We start from the raw sequence: 18,853 nt of genomic DNA, 5'->3' as shown, positions 1-18,853 counted from the left end.
ATCTAGTGCAGTTTATTGATGAGGGTTTCTACGGAAAACGCCGTTGCCTTAAGAATAGGCGTTGGATAGATACCAAAGAATATTGTAAGAATAACCATTGGATAAAGAAGGAATTTTTCTCTTAAAGAAAGATCTATTAATACTTTTAAATTCTCTTTATCCAAGGAACCAAAAACCACACGCCGATAAAGATAAAGGGCATAGGCTGCCGATAAGATAACACCTGTTGTTGCTAAAACAACAACCAATTTATTTACTTGAAAAACACCTATTAAGGTTAAAAATTCACCCAAAAATCCTGAGCTTCCAGGCAAACCAACATTTGCCATAGTGAAAATTAAGAAAACAACAGCATATTTAGGCATATTATTCACTAAACCACCAAACGCTGAAATTTCACGTGTATGCAAGCGATCATAGATAACCCCAACACAAAGAAACAATGCTGCTGAAACAATTCCATGGGATAACATCTGATAAATAGCCCCTTGTATCCCCTGTTCATTCGCAGCAAAAATACCCATTGTCACATACCCCATATGCGCTATTGAAGAATAAGCAATAAGTTTTTTGATGTCACTTTGAACAAGTGCAACCAGTGATGTATAAATAATAGCGATAAGCGATAATGTGAAAACAAAAGGCGCAAAATCTGCTGAAGCGATAGGAAACATAGGCAAAGAAAAACGAAGAAAACCATACCCACCTAATTTAAGTAAGACACCAGCTAAAATAACAGAACCCGCTGTCGGTGCTTCTACGTGAGCATCAGGGAGCCATGTATGAACTGGCCACATTGGCATTTTAACTGCGAAAGAAGCAAAAAATGCAAGCCATAACCATATTTGCATATGAGCAGGAAACTGATAATTGAGTAAAGTTGGTATATCAAGTGTCCCAGCCTCCCAATACATAACCATAAGAGCAACCAGCATAAGCACTGAACCAAGTAAAGTATATAAGAAAAACTTTATACTTGCATAAACACGACGTGCTCCTCCCCATACACCTATAATGATAAACATTGGAATGAGGCTGCCTTCAAAAAAAACATAGAATAGCATTGCATCAAGAGCACAAAAAACACCAATAATCGCAACTTCTAGAAGAAGAAACGCAATCATATAGGCTTTTAATCTCTCTTTAACATTCTCCCAACTTGCTAAAATACAGAAAGGCAAAAGAAAAGCCGAGAGAACAACAAAAAGAATAGAAATACCATCGACCCCCATATGATAGCTAATACCACCCCCTAACCAACTGGATTTTTCAACCATTTGAAAATTTTGGTTGCTAGAATCAAATCCTATCCAAATAATTAAAGAAATAATAAAAACAAATAGAGTCGTAAAAAATGCGACATTACGTATATTATGGCGTGCTACTTCACTATCATCTTTGATAAACAAAATCAGAAGAACACCAACAAGCGGCAAAAATGTAACCGTAGAAAGAATAGGCCAATCGGTCATTAGTTTACGCCCCCGATCATCATCCATGTAATGAGCAATGCAACGCCGATAAGCATTGCAAATGCATAGTGGTAAAGATAGCCTGTTTGCATTCGAACAACTCTATTTGTAATATCAACAACACGCGCTGCAATACCATTGGGACCTAGACCATCAATAATCTTACCGTCTCCCACTTTCCAAAAAAAAGAACCAATTCTAAAGGTAGGACGAACAAATAAAAAGTTATATAATTGATCGAAATACCACTTTTGGTAAAGAAAGTGATACACTCCTGGCATAATACGCGCCATTTTCTTGGGAAGAGAGGGAGCCACAATATAAAATAAATAAGCCAACATAAACCCAAGAATCATTGCTATAAAAGGCGACCATTTTACCCAATTAAAAACATGGTGAGCATCATGAAGAATATGATTATGGCTGCTTGTAAACAATGCTCCCTTCCAAAAAGCATTATACAAGTCACCAAAAAAGTAAGGTTGGAAAACGACACCAGAAAATATTGCTCCAATAGATAAAAGAAAGAGTGGAATCAACATAACTGGAGGCGATTCATGAACATGATGCATCACATCAACTGTTGCCCGTGGTTTACCATGGAATGTCATAAAGATAAGTCGCCATGAATAGAAACTTGTTAAAAAGGCAGCAAAAACAAGAAGATAAAAAGCATATCCTGAAGCAATATTATGAGATGCAAAAGCAGACTCTATAATCGCATCTTTTGAGAAAAAACCTGCAGTCCCGAAAAGTGTTCCTGGAATTCCAACTCCGGTCAAGGCAATGGTCCCGACCATCATCATCCAATAGGTGATCTTTATATGTTTGCGTAACCCACCCATTTTTCGCATATCTTGTTCATCAGACACAGCATGAATCACAGAACCTGCACCAAGAAACAATAAGGCTTTAAAAAAAGCATGCGTAAAAAGATGAAAGACAGCAGCGCCATAAGCTCCAACACCTAATGCCACAAACATATAACCAAGTTGAGAGCATGTAGAATAAGCAATAACACGCTTAATATCATTCTGCACCAACCCCACAGTTGCTGCAAAAAACGCTGTTGTTGCACCAACAATAATAATCACGGTCAAAGCAGTTGAAGAAAGTTCAAAAATTGGCGACATACGCGCAATCATAAAAACACCAGCCGTTACCATTGTAGCGGCATGAATAAGCGCTGATACAGGAGTTGGCCCTTCCATTGCATCAGGCAGCCAAGTATGTAAAAGAAATTGTGCGGATTTTCCCATCGCACCAATAAATAATAAAAGACATGTAATGGTAATTGCCGTCTGCCCATCAAATTGCCAATCTAAAAATGTCATATTTTGTATAAAGCTCTTGTCGGCAGCTTTTGCAAAAATAGAGGCAAAATCAACCGATTGGAACAAAACAAAAATACTAAAGATTCCTAAGAGAAAACCAAAGTCTCCAACACGGTTAACTACAAAAGCTTTCATTGCGGCCTTATTAGCAGAATCGCGCTGAAACCAAAAACCAATGAGTAAATAAGAAGCAAGTCCGACACCTTCCCATCCAAAAAACATCTGAATCAAATTATTGGATGTGACCAACATAAGCATCATAAATGTAAACAAAGAAAGATAAGAAAAAAAACGAGACCTTGAAGGGTCATGGTGCATATAACCAATTGAATAAATATGCACTAATGCCGAAACACTATTCACAACAATAAGCATGACAGCTGTTAATGCATCAACATGTAAAGCCCAATTAAAGCTTAAGTCACCAACAGTCATCCAATGTAATACCAATACATCAATCGCTGGAATATGACCAAGTGCAGTACTGAAAAATACTATCCACGATAATATGGCAACAACAACCATAAAGCTACATGTTATCAATTCACTCGCACGATCTCCTATCGTTTTTCCACCTAGTGCAGCAATTAAAAAACCCAAAAGCGGAAGAAAGACAATCGTATAATACATCACTGGTTAGCCTTTCATTACATTAACATCTTCAACCGCAATGGAACCACGATTACGGAAAAAAACGACCAGAATTGCTAAACCAATGGCAGCTTCAGCAGCTGCTACGGTTAAGACAAATAAAGCGAATACCTGACCAACGAGATCATGAAGAAATGCTGAAAATGCAACAAAATTGAGATTAACTGAAAGCAATATAAGCTCAATGGACATCAAGATAATAATCACATTTTTTCTGTTGAGAAAAATTCCAGCAATACCAATTGTAAACATTAAAGCAGAAACAGTGAGATAATGTGTAATATCAATATACATCTGCATAGCCCCCCTTACATACCTTTGCCTGATTCAACTTGTTTGATTTCAATGGCACTTTCTACCGTTCTAGAAACTTGCTCCGCAATAGATTGCCGCTTTACTCCTAATTTATGACGAAGTGTTAAAACAATAGCTCCAATCATTGCAACCAATAAAATCATTCCAGCAATTTGAAAATAGAAAACATAATCCGTATAGAGAATATCACCTAATGCTTGTGTATTTGTTCGCTGCGCTAAATCTGGCATTGGTTGCGTAACATGCGTTCTCAAGACTGGAGAAAAATAGCTACTCATAAAAACAACAATCAATTCTACAGCGATAATAACACCAATAAGAGCTCCAATAGGAGCATACCGAAGAGTTCCACTCTTTAACTCAGCAAAATCAACGTCAAGCATCATAACGACAAATAAAAATAAAACAGCGACAGCTCCAACATACACAACAAGCAGAATAAGCCCTAAAAACTCTGCTCCTGCAAGTAAAAACAAAGCTGCTGCATTAAAAAATGCGAGGATTAAAAACAAAACAGAATGCACTGGATTGCGTGCTGTAATAACAATAACTGCACTTGTTAGCATAATAAAAGCAAACAAATAGAAAAATGCCGCCGCTAGATCTGTTAGCATAGGCTTCTCCTTAATTATTCAAACAATTGGTATAAACTTCATACCAGATTACAATTTATCGGAAAAATATCCGACACCTCATTTAACGATACACTTAACGATAAGGCGCATCCATCAATATATTTCGAGCAATTTCTCGCTCCCATCGATCTCCATTCAATAAAAGTTTTTCTTTATCATAATAAAGTTCTTCACGTGTTTCCGTCGCAAACTCAAAATTTGGACCTTCGACAATAGCCTCAACCGGACAGGCTTCTTGACAAAAACCACAGTAAATACATTTAACCATGTCTATATCATAACGGATAGTTCTACGTGTACCATCATTGCGCCGTGGCCCAGCTTCAATTGTAATCGCTTGAGCAGGACAAATCGCTTCACATAATTTACAAGCAATACACCGTTCTTCACCATTTGGATAGCGACGCAATGCATGCTCACCGCGAAAACGCTGAGATACAAAACCTTTTTCATAAGGATAATTAATCGTGGGTTTTGGTGAAAAAAATTGACGCATAGCTAAGAAAAAAGCACTCACAAATTCCAATAGAAGAAGTGACTTTGCCGCCTGAATAAAACCTGACATCGTAACATCTCCTCTTAAACGAAATCCGTAAACTTTAAAAAAGCAGCAGTTATCACAACCATTGCTAGTGAGAGAGGAAGAAAAACCTTCCAACCAAGCCGCATAAGCTGATCATAGCGATAACGTGGAACAAATGCTTTGACCATAGCAAACCAAAAAAATACAAAACAGACTTTTAAAACAAACCAAATGATACCAGGAACCCAATTAAGCCACCAAACATCTAAAGGAGGCAGCCAACCGCCTAAAAATAGAATAGTTGTTAATGCGCACATTAAAACAATCGCAACATATTCACCAAGAAAAAAGAGCATGTAAGGCGTTGAAGAATATTCAACCATATGACCAGCAACAAGTTCAGATTCTGCTTCCACCAAATCGAATGGAGGACGGTTTGTCTCTGCGAGCGCAGAAATAAAAAATATAATAAACATTGGAAAAAGGACCAACCAATTCCAATCGAGAAAGCTGTTAAAAGGAAGACCAAGAGTTGTACCAATTCCAGAACTTTGTTTATGAACAATTGTTGTGAGATCCAACGAACCACTTATTAAAATGACAGTCACAAGCACAAAACCAATGGAAACTTCATAAGAAACCATTTGTGCCGCCGAACGAAGAGCTCCTAAGAAAGGATATTTTGAATTTGATGCCCATCCCCCCATAATAACACCATAAACTTCAAGAGATGAAATGGCTAAAATATAAAGCAAGCCAACATTAATCTTTGCAACCTCCCAACCCTCATTGACAGGAATAACAGCCCAAGTTGATAAAGCAAGTGTCGCTGAAACAAAAGGAGCTAAAAGAAAAACACCCTTATTTGCACCTGCAGGGATAATAGGCTCCTTAACAACAAATTTAATTAAATCTGCAAAAGACTGTAACAAACCCCATGGTCCAACAACGTTTGGTCCACGACGCAATTGTACCGCTGCCCAAATTTTTCTATCTGCATAAAGAAGATAAGCAACTAAGACCAAAAGAACGACCAAAAGAAGAAGTGTTTTTCCGATTATAATGAGTAATGGCAACAGCCAAGTCATAAAGAAATCATACATCATTATTCCTTTTCCTTTGCCCTTACTTTACTGTTTGTGTAGCATGGTTTTTTGCAAGAGATGAACATTCAGCCATAACAGCAGAAGCACGTGCTATCGGATTTGTTAAATAAAAATCTTTAACCATAGAAGTAAATGCTTGACTCTCGAGAGAAACCATTTTTGAACCAAGCGCCTTAAGACCACTTATATCAGAAGGCACTATATCATCAACAGCACAAAGGTGTGGATAATCGTTAAACAAGCATTGCCTTAATTGAGAGAGAGAATCAAAAGGGAGCTTTTGTCCTAAAATATCCGATAAAGCACGCAAAATAGCCCAATCTTCTTTTGCTTCACCTGGAGCAAAACCAGCCCGATTTGTCATTTGAACACGTCCTTCTGTATTCACATAAAGCCCTGATTTTTCAGTGTAAGCAGATGCAGGCAAAATAACGTCAGCAGCATGTGCACCATTATCACCATGGCTCCCAATATAAACTGTAAAAGCTTTTGTATTGGCTAATTCTAGTTCATCAGCACCAAGCAAAAATAGAACTTCACAGGTTTTAAGTATATTTGCAACCCCAAGCTTAGAAGTAAAGCCTATGTCCAACCCTCCAACAATTGATGCTGCATTATGAAGAACCCCAAACCCATTCCATGTCTCACTAAGAGCACCAATATTATCAGCTAATTTAGCAAGACTTTTTAAAACAGATAAACCTTCATTTCCTGAAACCGCTCCCTCTCCGATAAGAATAAGGGGCCTCTTCGCTTCTTTTAAGACATTAAAAAAAACATCCTCTCCACGAATAAGTGTCGTTAATGTATCACTCCCAGATCCAAGGTAAGAATAAGGATAACGTAAATCGACTTTCTCTCCAATTAATGCAATAGGAAAATTGCCCATCCGTTGGCGCTTTAAAATACGCGCATTTAAAACAGCTGCTTCATGACGTGGATTAGATCCCACAATAAGCAGTGCATCAGCCTGTTCAATACCTACAATTGTAGGATTAAAAATATAACTCGAGCGCCCAAACTCTGGCGATAAAGCCCCCCCTCTTTGACGACAATCAAAAAGCGTTGAGCCCAAAGAGCTCAATAATGCTTTAAGGGCATACATTTCTTCAACAGAAGCAAGATCCCCCGCAATGGCTCCAATTTTTTCTGGAAAAATTTTAGAGATTACCATTTTGATTTTTGCAAAAGCTTCTGTCCAACTGACAGGTTGAAGCTTTCCATCTTTGCGTACATATGGCTTATCAAGCCGCTGATTCCGTAATCCATCCCAAATAAAACGCGTTTTATCAGAGATCCATTCCTCATTTACATCTTCATTTGTACGCGGCATAATCCGCATAACTTCACGGCCGCGGCTATCAATACGGATAGCACTACCAAGCGCATCCATCACATCAATCGATTCCGTTTTTACCAATTCCCATGGACGGGCATGAAACGCATAAGGTTTTGAAGTTAAAGCTCCCACTGGACAAAGATCAATAACATTTCCCTGTAATTCAGATGTCATAGCTTTTTCAAGATACGTCGTAATTTCAGCATCTTCACCACGACCGATCAAACCAAGCTCAGAAATACCTGCAACTTCCGTTGTAAAACGAACACACCGTGTACAATGAATACATCGTGTCATAACAGTTTTGACAAGAGGTCCAATATATTTATCTTCTACAGCACGTTTATTTTCTGTATAACGAGAACAATCTCGTCCATAAAGCATTGCTTGATCTTGAAGATCACACTCTCCCCCTTGATCACACACTGGACAATCCAAAGGATGATTAATGAGAAGAAATTCCATAACACCTTCACGTGCTTTTTTTACCATCTCCGTATTGGTAAAAATCTCAGGTACCTCACCGTTAGTCCCTAATCGTAAATCACGAACCCCCATAGCACAAGAAGCCTGAGGTTTTGGAGGACCACCTTTAACCTCAACTAAACACATACGACAATTTCCAGCAATTGACAAAGATTCATGAAAACAAAAACGTGGAATTTCTACCCCAGCCGCCTCAGCAGCCTGAAGCAACGTGTAGTAATCAGGAACTTCAATCTCTTTGCCATCAACTTTGATATTTATCATCACCCATCCAACCTGCAGATAACCCACTTAAAATTTGCATTCGGTTGCTCTTAAAACAAAATCCTTTATTAAACCGCTTCTAAAGCAATATTTTTGCTTTGGACTACATTTCGCGTGTATTCATCAATTCTACGCTCGATTTCCGGACGAAAATTACGTATCAACCCCTGTACAGGCCATGCGGCAGCATCACCAAGCGCACAAATAGTGTGTCCTTCAACCTGTTTAGACACTTCAAACAAAAGATCAATCTCGCGTTTTTGCGCTCTTCCCTCAACCATACGCCCTAAAAGACGCATCATCCATCCCGTCCCCTCACGACACGGTGTACACTGACCACAACTCTCGTGCTTGAAAAAAGCAGCTATACGCCAAATTGCCTTGATAATATCGGTTGATTTATCCATAACAATCATTCCCCCTGTGCCAAAAGAAGACCCGACATCTCGCATCCCATCAAAATCCATGATCGCATCGATCATATCCTCACCACGAACGACTGGACAAGAAGCCCCCCCTGGAATAACTGCTAAAAGATTATTCCATCCACCACGAACACCACTCGTATGTTTTTCAATTAATTCACGGAATGAAACACCAAGAGCGTCTTCAAATGTACAAGGTGCATTAACATGCCCTGAAACCATAAATAATTTCGTTCCAACATTATTTGCTCGTCCGATTGATGAAAACCACGAAGCCCCCCGCCGCAAAATCGTTGGAACAACGGCAATAGACTCTACATTATTTACTGTTGTTGGACAGCCATAAATCCCCATATTGGCAGGAAATGGCGGTTTAAGCCGAGGTTGTCCCTTTTTCCCCTCAAGACTTTCAAGAAGAGCCGTTTCTTCACCACAAATATAAGCACCAGCTCCATGATGAATAACAATATCACAAGCATGCCCATATTTCGTTTTTTTACCAAGTAAACCCGCATCATAGCATTCATCAACGGCAGCTTGAAGCGCTTCACGTTCACGAATATATTCACCACGAATATAAATAAAAGCAACATTGGCTCCCATAGCAAAAGTAGCGATTGCACATCCTTCAATCAAAGTATGGGGGTCATGACGTAAAATATCACGGTCTTTACAAGTTCCAGGTTCAGATTCATCGGCATTGACAACCAAATAATGAGGACGCCCATCACTCTGCTTTGGCATAAAGGACCACTTCATTCCAGTAGGAAAACCAGCACCACCACGACCGCGTAAACCCGATGCCTTCACTTCATCAATGATCCAATCACGACCTTTGTCAATCATTTCTTTCAGACCATTCCAATGCCCACGCAACATCGCAGCCTTTAATGATTTGTCTTTTAAACCATAAATATTGGTGAAGATACGATCTTTATCAGCTAGCATACCCCACCTTTTTTTCTATTACCCATAGCATTTTCCGCTTTTCCTCAAATGCAATTTTTAAATATCTTTTCAAGACTTCTTACTTTTCGTTAAATGTTGCCATCATGGGTAGAATAATAAAATATTTTCTCAAGAAAAATACTTAATTATGTTCCCCATTCTTTCCTTATCCTTTTTTGGTGAAGACTTGAGAGATCTTTTTTTCTTTCTCATCATCAATAAGAGAAGTTAAACCACTAATCGGTTCCGACGATTTACGACTATTTTGCGGACCAACCGCTATCTCAGAACCCTTCCCTGCTTCAAATGCATCAATAATTTCTTCAAGGCGTTCAGCTGTAAGATCTTCATAAGTATCTTTAAAAATCATAACCATCGGAGCATTCACACAAGCACCAAGACACTCTACCTCTTCCCATGATAAGGTTCCATCCTGATTGGTCGCAAAAGGTTCATGATGAATTTTTTTCTGACAAACTTTAATCAATTCATCAGAACCACGTAACATACAAGGCGTTGTACCACAAACTTGAATATGCGCTTTTGTTCCAACAGGCTTAAGCTGAAACTGAGTATAAAAAGTCGCAACTTCTAAGACACGGATATAAGCCATGGAAAGAATCTGAGCAATATGCTCAATTGCAGCACGTGTCACCCAACCATCTTGCTCTTGAGCACGCATTAATAATGGAATTACAGCAGACTGCTGACGCCCTGCAGGATATTTTTTTATGGTATTTTTTACCCATATCTGATTTTCTTTTGTAAAAGAAAACTCCGCAGGCTGATAAACATCATCTGCAAGACGGCGTACGGACATTAGCGATCAACCTCCCCAAAAACAATATCAATCGAACCCAAAATAGCTGTAGCATCTGCTAACATATGACCTCTGGTTAAAAAATCCATAGCTTGGAGATGAGCAAACCCAGGAGCACGCAACTTGACACGATAAGGCTTATTGGTTCCATCAGAAACAAGATAAACACCAAACTCACCCTTCGGAGCTTCCACAGCAACATATACTTCTCCAGGAGGTGTATGAAAACCTTCCGTATAGAGTTTAAAGTGATGAATCAGTGCTTCCATCGAGCTTTTCATTTCACTCCGCGTCGGTGGTACAATTTTGCGATCCAAGCTCGAAACCGGTCCATTTTTTTCAGTACTCAGTAAACGCTCCACACATTGGTGCATAATTTTCGCTGATTGACGCATTTCTTCCATACGAATAAGATAGCGATCATAACAATCGCTATTTTTACCTATAGGAATATCGAATTCCATTTCATCGTAACATTCATAAGGCTGACTTTTACGCAAATCCCATGGAACACCAGCTCCACGAATCATAACCCCAGAAAAACCGCGTGCCCAAGCTTCATCAATACTTACAACGCCAATATCCACATTACGCTGCTTAAAAATCCGATTTGGGGTCACAAGCGCATCAAGTTTTCCGAGAGAAACAAGAAATGGATCAATAAAATCACCAATATCCTCAACTAAAGATTCTGGTAAATCTTGATGCACGCCACCAGGACGAAAATAATTTGCATGAAGACGAGCACCACAGGCACGCTCATAAAAAATCATCAATCTTTCACGTTGCTCAAATCCCCAAAGCGGTGGTGTTAAAGCACCAACATCCATTGCCTGTGTCGTTACATTAAGCAAATGATTAAGAATACGCCCAATTTCAGAAAACAAAACACGTATTAATTGCCCTCTTTTAGGAACTTTTATATCTAATAACTTTTCAATAGCAAGAACAAAAGCATGTTCCTGATTCATAGGAGCAACATAATCCAAACGATCTAAATAAGGACCAGCTTGGATATAAGTCTTTGTTTCCATTAATTTTTCAGTACCGCGATGCAACAACCCAATATGTGGATCTACACGCTCAACAACTTCACCGTCCAGCTCCAGAACCATGCGCAAAACCCCATGCGCGGCAGGGTGCTGCGGACCAAAATTGATATTAAAGTTTCGAACATTGACCTCAGCCACAATCAACCCCTTGCTTTTTAAAAAACTTCATATCAAATATCAAAAAATCTATCACGCTAAAAAATATTTAATTATTTAAGAAATACAGTACTCTAATATAATGCCTTATCAAAACCAATATTATTTTTTTTCATCTGCTTTCCCATCACATGGCAAAGTATACTGTCCTCCTCCTTCCCAAGGAGAAAGAAAATCAAAATTACGCATCTCTTGGCGAAAAACAACAGGCTCATAAATCACCCTCTTTGCTTCATTATCATAACGGCATTCAACAAATCCTGTCACAGGAAAGTCTTTGCGTAAAGGATATCCTTCAAACCCATAATCTGTTAAAATCCGCCTCAAATCCGGATGTCCTGAAAATAAAATCCCATACATATCATACGTTTCACGTTCATACCACTCTGCGCCAGGATAAACCGTGCAAGCTGAAGCAACAGGAGTATTTTCATCTGTACGAACTTTTACACGTAAGCGTAAATTCTCACGAGGAGATAACAATTGGTAAGAAACATCAAAGCGCTTATCGCGAGAAGGATAATCCACACCACTAATGTCTGTAAGATTAATAAATTGACAGCAAGAATCATCACGAACAAACATTAAAACATCGATAATTGCATCAAGACGTGCCACAATGGTCAATTCACCAAAAGCAAGAACAGTCTCTTCAAGCTTATTTTTTAATTTGTTTTCCAAATAAGCAGCAAGCTCAACCAATGTTTCATCCACCATGACAAGAAAACTCTCTATCGCTCTATGGATCCGGTACGACGGATTTTTTTCTGTAGCAACAATATGCCGTATAATAATGCCTCTGCTGTAGGTGGACACCCTGGGACATATATATCGACAGGCACGATACGATCACATCCCCGCACTACTGAATAGGAATAATGATAATATCCCCCACCGTTTGCACATGATCCCATAGAAATCACATAACGTGGCTCTGGCATCTGATCGTACACTTTTCTTAAAGCAGGAGCCATCTTATTTGTTAGAGTACCTGCCACCACCATCACATCTGACTGGCGGGGTGAAGCTCGTGGTGCATATCCAAAACGCTCATTATCATAATGAGGCATTGAACATTGCATCATTTCGATAGCACAACAAGCCAAACCAAAACTCATCCACATTAAAGAACCGGTACGTGCCCAAGTAATCAAAGCATCTGCCGAGGTAACTAAAAAACCCTTATCTGACAATTCAGCATTGATATCACGAAAAAACTCATCGTCAGATCCTATCAGCCCACCAGTATTTGGATCAATGATTCCTTTTGGTTTTGGAGCCTCAATCGTTGAATTATTAGATCTTAATTCCATTCAAGGGCTCCTTTTTTCCATTCATATATAAATCCAATAGTCAAAATCGCTAAAAACACAATCATCGACCAAAAGCCAAACATACCTATTGATTCGAATGAAACAGCCCAAGGAAAAAGAAATGCAACTTCAAGATCAAAAATAATAAATAAAATTGATACCAAATAGAAACGAATATCAAACTTCATGCGTGCATCACTAAATGAATTAAACCCACATTCATAAGCCGATAATTTTTCAGGATCGGGGGAACGATATGCTACAATATAAGGTGTAATCAACAAAACTCCAGCAATAACCGCTGACACAATAATGAAAATTAAGACTGGCAAATAAGAGCTCAATAAATAAGCCATAACCCTCTTCCATCGTAACGAAATGCCTGAGTTTAACACAATGATTCAATATTGCGTGACCAAACAGACAAATTTAACAATCGCTCTATTAACTCTATTCATACTGCTTCAAAGGCATACAGAGCGATACTTTTCTTATCGGCATAGGTAACGCAGAGCAAAGAAAGACGCAAGCCCTATTCTTATAAACCATATAAAAAGAAAGAAAATATTTATTCCCCAATCAAACACTCCACCACATTACTCATAGCATATGGATATTTTAAAAAGGAAATTTTATAAGGAATCACGAAATGGCGCGAGTGACGGGGCTCGAACCCGCGACCTCCGGCGTGACAGGCCAGCACTCTAACCAACTGAGCTACACCCGCGCATTTTTTTCGAACCAATTTAATTGGGTACAAGCGGTCGTGTAAGGGGTTCATGCGTTTATGTCAAGAAGGATTATGCATTTTTAAAAAAAATTATCAAATCCTATCTTTATTCTTGCGTTTAGAAAAATTTTTCCTTAAAGAGTTTCCATTCAATTGCTGATCATTGCATTGGGCGATTAGCTCAGCTGGTAGAGCGCCTCGTTTACACCGAGGATGTCGGGAGTTCGAGTCTCTCATCGCCCACCATATAGCTTTATATTCCTATTCAGTTATTGATTCTTCATATATTTTTTAAAGATTAAGGGATGCCTAAATAAAGTTAGGGGAATATGGTTTTTACTCTTTCCTTTACAAAGCGCATTCTTTTTGCCAGCTTTCTCTAACAATTTTTTAATAGTTCTAAATCTTCTTGTGAAATAATGTTTATCAGTCTAGCAAACATACCAACAGCTTCACATCTAAATGTATCAGAAGACTTTATAGTGAAACTTTTACAACAAGAATCCGATTCTCTTTTCAAAATTTCTGCTACCTCTTGATCTAAATCATAGAGTTCAATGATCTTTTCTTCCATGCCAATAGGTAGAGATTTTTTGCTAATCTCTACAGAAGATAAAAATGATACAGATATGTCTAATTTCTTAGCCATATCTAAGAGACGTTCGGAGTGATCAATACGAAGTTTGCGTAAAGTTTTACAAAAGGGTGTTAGCATTTAAATAAAACTCGTAAGAGTATAAGCTTTACGGCATAAACTGAGAAAATTATCCACCAATAATATGTTTCACGCAATCAGCAATGTGATTTACTTTCTTTGCATTAGCAGCAACTCCATTAAATTTTTTTATAATCCAATCATCTCCTGTTCCAAGGTGTGTAATCCATGTTTTTTGAACAATAGGCTCAACAGCCCTCACAGTTTCTTCAGTAGATGTAGTTAATTCCAGAAATCTTTCACAAACAATTCGAGGCGCTTCAAAATCATTTGCTTCATTACGTACGGTAAATAAATTATCCAAATTATCGTCGTTAATAAGATAAGGGGAATGCGTCGAATAAATTACTTTATTGCCCTTTATGCTCGATAAAGTTTGTAAAGAGCTTAATATTTTTCTCTGTGGGTGAATATGTAAATTATTTGCTGGCTCATCCAATAAAAAAATTATTCCATTTTTGCTTCTATGCCTGCGAACTTCTGTAAGGACTTTAAAACAAAAAAAACAACTAAACCCTTTACTTCTCTCATGTAAATAAAAAAAGAGGTTATTTGCTTTAATTTGTAAACAATAATCTACAAAACCACTATTAGATTTTTCTATTATACAATCATCAAAAAGGCTCTTCCCTTCAGTAATATCCACCCAACCTTCCTTCACTACTGACTTCAAATAACCATTGATCAATCCTATACGCTGCTTAACAGCATCGTTGTCATCACAATCAACAATATCTTCCTGAAAACCAATACCAAGATTTTTTTCTTATTTTGTACTCGATTGGATGAGCCATAAACATACCGACATGCTTGGCTCGCATCTCCAAGGCAAGTATGGGGATTGTAAGTATTTGTGAACATGTTCCATGTTTCTTTCCACCAGTTACTGCCAGCAGGTATTGTCTCATAAGTATAGCCATTGCCGCTAATAATTCTGCTTACAAAGTCATATCTATTCCCATCAAAACCAATAGTGGTTTGTTTGCCATCACTCACATAACCTAACAGACCGGATGCAACTAAAACATTAGCCGCTGGTCCATGGAAATTGATCGTTGTATTGCCAGCTACATCATTTACACCTTCTTGTTTGAAAGAATTCATCATAATTAAAGCCTGTCAAACTGCCACAACTATGGGCATCAAAATGCAATCCTGTGTTACCATAGCGAGACATTAGATCTTTTGCTTCTTGTGTTGAATTGGTCAATCCCAAAAAAGTCTGCCTTCCAGAAGCTTCTGATAGCCCGCGACCAGAAGTTCTGAGATAGCAGAATTGGCTTCTGGGAACACAACAAAATAAAGTGGTGCATTTTTATCCTTCGCATATTGAATCGCATAAACAGCAGCTTCCTCTGGTGGAGTAAAGATGCCATTAAAGGAGACATGAACCTTGCCATCAGAACCTTTTTGTAAATTCTGTTGTTTTTCATCCGTTAAATAATGATATTGCAGCTGTGGGTTTCCATGACTGTCTCTTATAGGATTTCCATTTTCATCGGTTGCATAGATCACATTGCCATTTTCATCGTGATCCACGGTAGCTAGATGACAAGACATTGATTTATAATGATAATTTACTGTTTTGTATGTTGATTGAGAGTCTCGAATAACGTAAGATTCTCTCATTTCAAACCTGCTTATCTTGAATCAATCAAAATCATTCCCTTGCACGTCAAAAGCGGGATGAATGTGTGGATCAAATTTGTATAAGAAAGGATTAAAAAATGGCTCTTATGAACCGTCGGATTGTCCGAAACATTAAAGCCGATCTCATTATTATTAGTGAGGGTTGGTATAAGATAAATATAATAATCCTTGCCTGCTTCAAGAGGTTTTGTAATAAGAAAACTCACACCCTTTGTAAGACGGTGCAAGGTGTACCTATTCCCATGCTCTCCACCATGATAACAGCGAAAAAATGCGCCGCTGTTGATTATAATACCTCTTCTTTTTTGCAAATCCGCTTCCCGAATTCTTTGTGGTTGAACAAAACGCACATTCTCTAAAAAATAAGTAGAAAAAGAATTTACACTACCTTCAAGAAAAGAAAGACTGTCACTGTTCCTCTGTGCCTTCTCTTGAACTTCTGTCAATGCACTTTTTGCTTCTTCCGCTAAAGCTTTTGCCTCAGAGGCGGCTGTATTCGCAGAATTTGTCGTTGCTGTCACCGTGTCTAATGAACTANCTTCTTTTGCTTGCTCCGCAACACTCTTCGCTTCTTCTGCTGTCGACTTCGCAGTCTCGGCTACTTCCTTGGCTTCTTCTGATAAACTTTTTGCACTCAAAGCGGTTTGGCTTGCATGATCACTCGTGGATTTTGCTTCATTGGCTATTGTTTCTAAGCCTTCTGCTTTAGATTTTGCATCGCTAGCCTCTCTTAGTGCTTGATCTACTTTCTCTGTTACACTCTCTGCTGCACTTTTCGCCGCTTCCGCCAAACCCTTCGCTTCTGAAGCTGTTTGCGAGGCTTGTTCCACTCCTGTTTGCGCCGATTCGGCAACTCTCTTAACAGAGGAAATGGAGGCTTTAACTTCATCACACGCATCCTTTGTCTGTTCTGAAAGAGCCTTTGCCTCTTCTGATGTGCTTACCGCTGTCTCTGATTGTGACAATGCATTGAATTATAATGATAATTCACTGTTTTGTATGTTGAATGAGAGTCTCGAATAACGTAGGATTCTCTCATTTCAAAGCTGTTTATCTTGAATCAATCAAAACCACTCATTTGCACATAACAAGTGGGATGAGTGTGTGGATCAAATTTGTATAAGAAAGGATTAATGACAATAGAAGAATCTCAACTGGAGAAAAGACCAGATGAAAAAATACGAGCTCACTGATGAAATAAAAGAATTTCATGATACAAGAACCGATAAAAGTAAAAAACTTTATCGCATACGTGCATTAAGAGATTTTAGAAATATTAAAAAAGGTTACTTAGGCGGCTATATACAAAAAGAAGACAACCTATCGCATGAAGGCGATTGTTGGGTTTGGCATAAAGCTATAGTTTATGGTGACGCTAAGATTTTCGGCAATGCACAAGTATTTGAACGCGCAAAAATTACAGGCAGGGCGCGTGTTTATGAAAATGCAAAAGTTTGCGGTGGAGCATATGTTGAATATGATGCGCAAATTTACGGCAATGCACAAATTTATGGTGAGGCTCGAGTTTTGGGCCATGTTTATGGCAATGCCCGTGTCTATGGAGATGCTTATATAAGTGATAAAGCACACATTTCCGGAAATATAAAAATTCTAGATGGAGTATATATTTTCGATAATGTAAATATTTCTGGTAATCTTGAAATTCGTGGACGCAATTCAATCATCTACGAAAGTGACTATTCAGCAAGCGATATAAGCTACATAAGCCGTTTCTAACACCGAAAAACCAATTTTTAAACACCAGCGTGATTCACGCCACGGGTGAATTGCGCGCAATGTAGGAAATCAAGATGACAAATTCCACTTTTTTAAAAGAAATGGCAGAAAAATATGGATTTTCTGCTGAAGAATTTCGAGAAACAATCATAAAAACTTGTATTGGATATAAAAATGCTAGTGTCATCACTGATGCAGAATTTGCCGTTTTTCTTTTTGTTGCCAATACTTATGGACTTAACCCTTTAACAAAAGAAATCTATGCACTCCCTAAAAAAGGCGGCGGCATCATACCCGTTGTTTCTATCGACGGTTGGATAAAGATCATCAAATCAAATTCTGACTTTGATGGCATGACCTTTCAAGATCAAATCAATGAGGATGGCAATATCATTGCTATCAAATGTGCTATTCGTCTCAAAGGCATTAAAGACCCTATCGAAGTCACCGAATATCGCAAAGAATGCGAACAAGACCACAGTGACCCTTGGAAAAAATACCCCGCACGTATGTTGCGCCATAAAGCTACTATACAGTGTGCTCGCTATGCTTTCGGGCTTTCCGGTATTTATGAAGAAGATGAAGCAAAACGTATCAATGAAACAAACCATAACCTACAAACGAAGTTAGTTTCTTATGATGTGCTTACGCAAATCAAACAATTAATAAACATCACTCAAACAGAAGAAGAAAAAGTGCTTGATTATGCACAAGTCGACAGGCTTGAAGATCTTCCTGATGAAGTAGCACAAAGTATTTTGGATGTTTTGCAAAAGAGACAGCATGAAAAAGAACAATCTTTCCTACAACAAAAGCAAATAGAGGCGCCTATACAAGATGCCGAATATATTCACGTCCAAGATATAGAATATGCACCACAAGAACAAAGAACGGCGGTGTGAGATGGAACAAAGAACAGCAGAATGGTTTCAAGCGCGCTTGGGTAAAGTCACCGCATCAAACATTTACAACATACTCAATAAAACTACAAAAGGATTGCCTACGAGCAAATATGAAGACTACAAAATCAAACTCATAACAGAGCGCTTAACAGGCGAAACAAGCCCCTATTATGAAACTGAAGATATGAGATGGGGTATCGAACATGAAGAAGATGCCTTGAGAGAATATGGCTTCATTTATGATGCCAATATAACAAAGTGCGGCTTTATCCAACACCCC

General features: G+C 38.4%; 19 protein-coding genes, 2 tRNA genes and 2 pseudogenes. 4 read left to right on the top strand and 19 right to left on the bottom strand.

What is annotated here, in order from left to right; translation table 11 throughout:
- Nucleotides 1-2: 2 nt before the first annotated feature.
- The 14 genes and pseudogenes from ACFIL7_RS06790 to ACFIL7_RS06725 all read right to left on the bottom strand — a co-directional run bounded on the left by ACFIL7_RS06790 (nucleotide 3) and on the right by ACFIL7_RS06725 (nucleotide 13,566).
- Complete coding sequence (locus tag ACFIL7_RS06790; protein WP_273791287.1) at nucleotides 3-1,472, bottom strand: NADH-quinone oxidoreductase subunit M; 1,470 nt, start codon at nucleotides 1,470-1,472, stop codon at nucleotides 3-5.
- A complete protein-coding gene (gene nuoL, locus ACFIL7_RS06785) occupies nucleotides 1,472-3,436 on the bottom strand; it encodes an NADH-quinone oxidoreductase subunit L (protein WP_375643159.1) in 1,965 nt (654 codons plus the stop codon). Before nuoL ends, ACFIL7_RS06790 begins: the two co-directional genes overlap by 1 nt.
- Before the next feature lie 6 nt (nucleotides 3,437-3,442).
- Complete coding sequence (gene nuoK, locus ACFIL7_RS06780; protein WP_273791275.1) at nucleotides 3,443-3,751, bottom strand: NADH-quinone oxidoreductase subunit NuoK; 309 nt, start codon at nucleotides 3,749-3,751, stop codon at nucleotides 3,443-3,445.
- A gap of 14 nt (nucleotides 3,752-3,765) precedes the next feature.
- A complete protein-coding gene (locus ACFIL7_RS06775) occupies nucleotides 3,766-4,386 on the bottom strand; it encodes an NADH-quinone oxidoreductase subunit J (RefSeq protein ID WP_375611880.1) in 621 nt (206 codons plus the stop codon).
- A gap of 94 nt (nucleotides 4,387-4,480) precedes the next feature.
- Nucleotides 4,481-4,972 (bottom strand): NADH-quinone oxidoreductase subunit NuoI, encoded by a 492-nt coding sequence (gene nuoI, locus ACFIL7_RS06770; RefSeq protein ID WP_375634047.1) that lies wholly within the window; start codon nucleotides 4,970-4,972, stop codon nucleotides 4,481-4,483.
- Between the two features lie 14 nt (nucleotides 4,973-4,986).
- Complete coding sequence (nuoH, locus tag ACFIL7_RS06765) at nucleotides 4,987-6,033, bottom strand: NADH-quinone oxidoreductase subunit NuoH (RefSeq protein WP_375618184.1); 1,047 nt, start codon at nucleotides 6,031-6,033, stop codon at nucleotides 4,987-4,989.
- Between the two features lie 22 nt (nucleotides 6,034-6,055).
- Nucleotides 6,056-8,125 carry an NADH-quinone oxidoreductase subunit NuoG gene (gene nuoG / locus ACFIL7_RS06760; protein WP_375634678.1) on the bottom strand — a complete coding sequence of 690 codons (2,070 nt, stop codon included), beginning with the start codon at nucleotides 8,123-8,125 and terminating at the stop codon, nucleotides 6,056-6,058.
- Nucleotides 8,126-8,193: 68 nt separating this feature from the next.
- Nucleotides 8,194-9,498 carry an NADH-quinone oxidoreductase subunit NuoF gene (gene nuoF, locus ACFIL7_RS06755; protein ID WP_375634679.1) on the bottom strand — a complete coding sequence of 435 codons (1,305 nt, stop codon included), beginning with the start codon at nucleotides 9,496-9,498 and terminating at the stop codon, nucleotides 8,194-8,196.
- 129 nt (nucleotides 9,499-9,627) lie between these two features.
- Nucleotides 9,628-10,318: pseudogene (gene nuoE, locus ACFIL7_RS06750) on the bottom strand (NADH-quinone oxidoreductase subunit NuoE).
- Nucleotides 10,318-11,508: an NADH-quinone oxidoreductase subunit D gene (locus ACFIL7_RS06745; protein WP_375634680.1), complete on the bottom strand. Its 1,191-nt coding sequence runs from the start codon at nucleotides 11,506-11,508 to the stop codon at nucleotides 10,318-10,320. The pseudogene nuoE and the gene ACFIL7_RS06745 overlap by 1 nt, the downstream one beginning before the upstream one ends.
- A 120-nt stretch (nucleotides 11,509-11,628) precedes the next feature.
- The gene (locus tag ACFIL7_RS06740; protein WP_375634042.1) at nucleotides 11,629-12,243 is read right to left on the bottom strand and encodes an NADH-quinone oxidoreductase subunit C; all 615 of its coding nucleotides are present in this window, start codon (nucleotides 12,241-12,243) and stop codon (nucleotides 11,629-11,631) included.
- Between the two features lie 14 nt (nucleotides 12,244-12,257).
- Nucleotides 12,258-12,839 (bottom strand): NuoB/complex I 20 kDa subunit family protein, encoded by a 582-nt coding sequence (locus ACFIL7_RS06735; RefSeq protein ID WP_375634040.1) that lies wholly within the window; start codon nucleotides 12,837-12,839, stop codon nucleotides 12,258-12,260.
- The gene (locus ACFIL7_RS06730) at nucleotides 12,830-13,195 is read right to left on the bottom strand and encodes an NADH-quinone oxidoreductase subunit A (RefSeq protein ID WP_005773599.1); all 366 of its coding nucleotides are present in this window, start codon (nucleotides 13,193-13,195) and stop codon (nucleotides 12,830-12,832) included. The genes ACFIL7_RS06735 and ACFIL7_RS06730 overlap by 10 nt, the downstream gene beginning before the upstream one ends.
- A 294-nt stretch (nucleotides 13,196-13,489) precedes the next feature.
- A tRNA-Asp gene (locus tag ACFIL7_RS06725) sits at nucleotides 13,490-13,566 on the bottom strand.
- A 173-nt stretch (nucleotides 13,567-13,739) separates the two neighbouring features.
- Here ACFIL7_RS06725 and ACFIL7_RS06720 point away from each other — a divergent pair.
- Nucleotides 13,740-13,815: transfer RNA gene (locus ACFIL7_RS06720), tRNA-Val, on the top strand.
- A gap of 23 nt (nucleotides 13,816-13,838) precedes the next feature.
- Here ACFIL7_RS06720 and ACFIL7_RS06715 read toward each other — a convergent pair.
- The 5 genes and pseudogenes from ACFIL7_RS06715 to ACFIL7_RS06695 form a co-directional block, all read right to left on the bottom strand.
- Nucleotides 13,839-14,284: pseudogene (locus tag ACFIL7_RS06715) on the bottom strand (XRE family transcriptional regulator).
- A gap of 49 nt (nucleotides 14,285-14,333) precedes the next feature.
- Complete coding sequence (locus tag ACFIL7_RS06710) at nucleotides 14,334-14,930, bottom strand: AAA family ATPase (protein ID WP_375634038.1); 597 nt, start codon at nucleotides 14,928-14,930, stop codon at nucleotides 14,334-14,336.
- Between the two features lie 44 nt (nucleotides 14,931-14,974).
- The gene (locus ACFIL7_RS06705; protein WP_375634036.1) at nucleotides 14,975-15,391 is read right to left on the bottom strand and encodes a hypothetical protein; all 417 of its coding nucleotides are present in this window, start codon (nucleotides 15,389-15,391) and stop codon (nucleotides 14,975-14,977) included.
- 99 nt (nucleotides 15,392-15,490) lie between these two features.
- Nucleotides 15,491-15,913, bottom strand: coding sequence for a hypothetical protein (locus tag ACFIL7_RS06700; RefSeq protein ID WP_375643147.1), 423 nt, complete (start codon nucleotides 15,911-15,913; stop codon nucleotides 15,491-15,493).
- An 11-nt stretch (nucleotides 15,914-15,924) separates the two neighbouring features.
- The gene (locus ACFIL7_RS06695) at nucleotides 15,925-16,899 is read right to left on the bottom strand and encodes an alanine-zipper protein (protein ID WP_375683465.1); all 975 of its coding nucleotides are present in this window, start codon (nucleotides 16,897-16,899) and stop codon (nucleotides 15,925-15,927) included.
- 205 nt (nucleotides 16,900-17,104) lie between these two features.
- Between ACFIL7_RS06695 and ACFIL7_RS06690 the strand changes: the two genes are divergently transcribed.
- From ACFIL7_RS06690 to ACFIL7_RS06680, 3 genes are all read left to right on the top strand, one after another.
- Nucleotides 17,105-17,671: a hypothetical protein gene (locus ACFIL7_RS06690; protein ID WP_375634031.1), complete on the top strand. Its 567-nt coding sequence runs from the start codon at nucleotides 17,105-17,107 to the stop codon at nucleotides 17,669-17,671.
- A 74-nt stretch (nucleotides 17,672-17,745) separates the two neighbouring features.
- On the top strand, nucleotides 17,746-18,573 hold the full coding sequence (locus ACFIL7_RS06685; protein WP_375683464.1) for a recombinase RecT: 828 nt from the start codon (nucleotides 17,746-17,748) through the stop codon (nucleotides 18,571-18,573).
- Between the two features lies 1 nt (nucleotide 18,574).
- Nucleotides 18,575-18,853: YqaJ viral recombinase family protein (locus tag ACFIL7_RS06680; RefSeq protein WP_375683463.1), on the top strand; the 279-nt coding region annotated here is incomplete at its 3' end.

The sequence above is a fragment of the Bartonella sp. AP3QHHD genome, assembly GCF_042195765.1.
Taxonomy (GTDB): domain Bacteria; phylum Pseudomonadota; class Alphaproteobacteria; order Rhizobiales; family Rhizobiaceae; genus Bartonella.
Note: the sequence above shows the minus strand (reverse complement) of the source record. Positions and strands in the feature narration are given on the sequence as shown.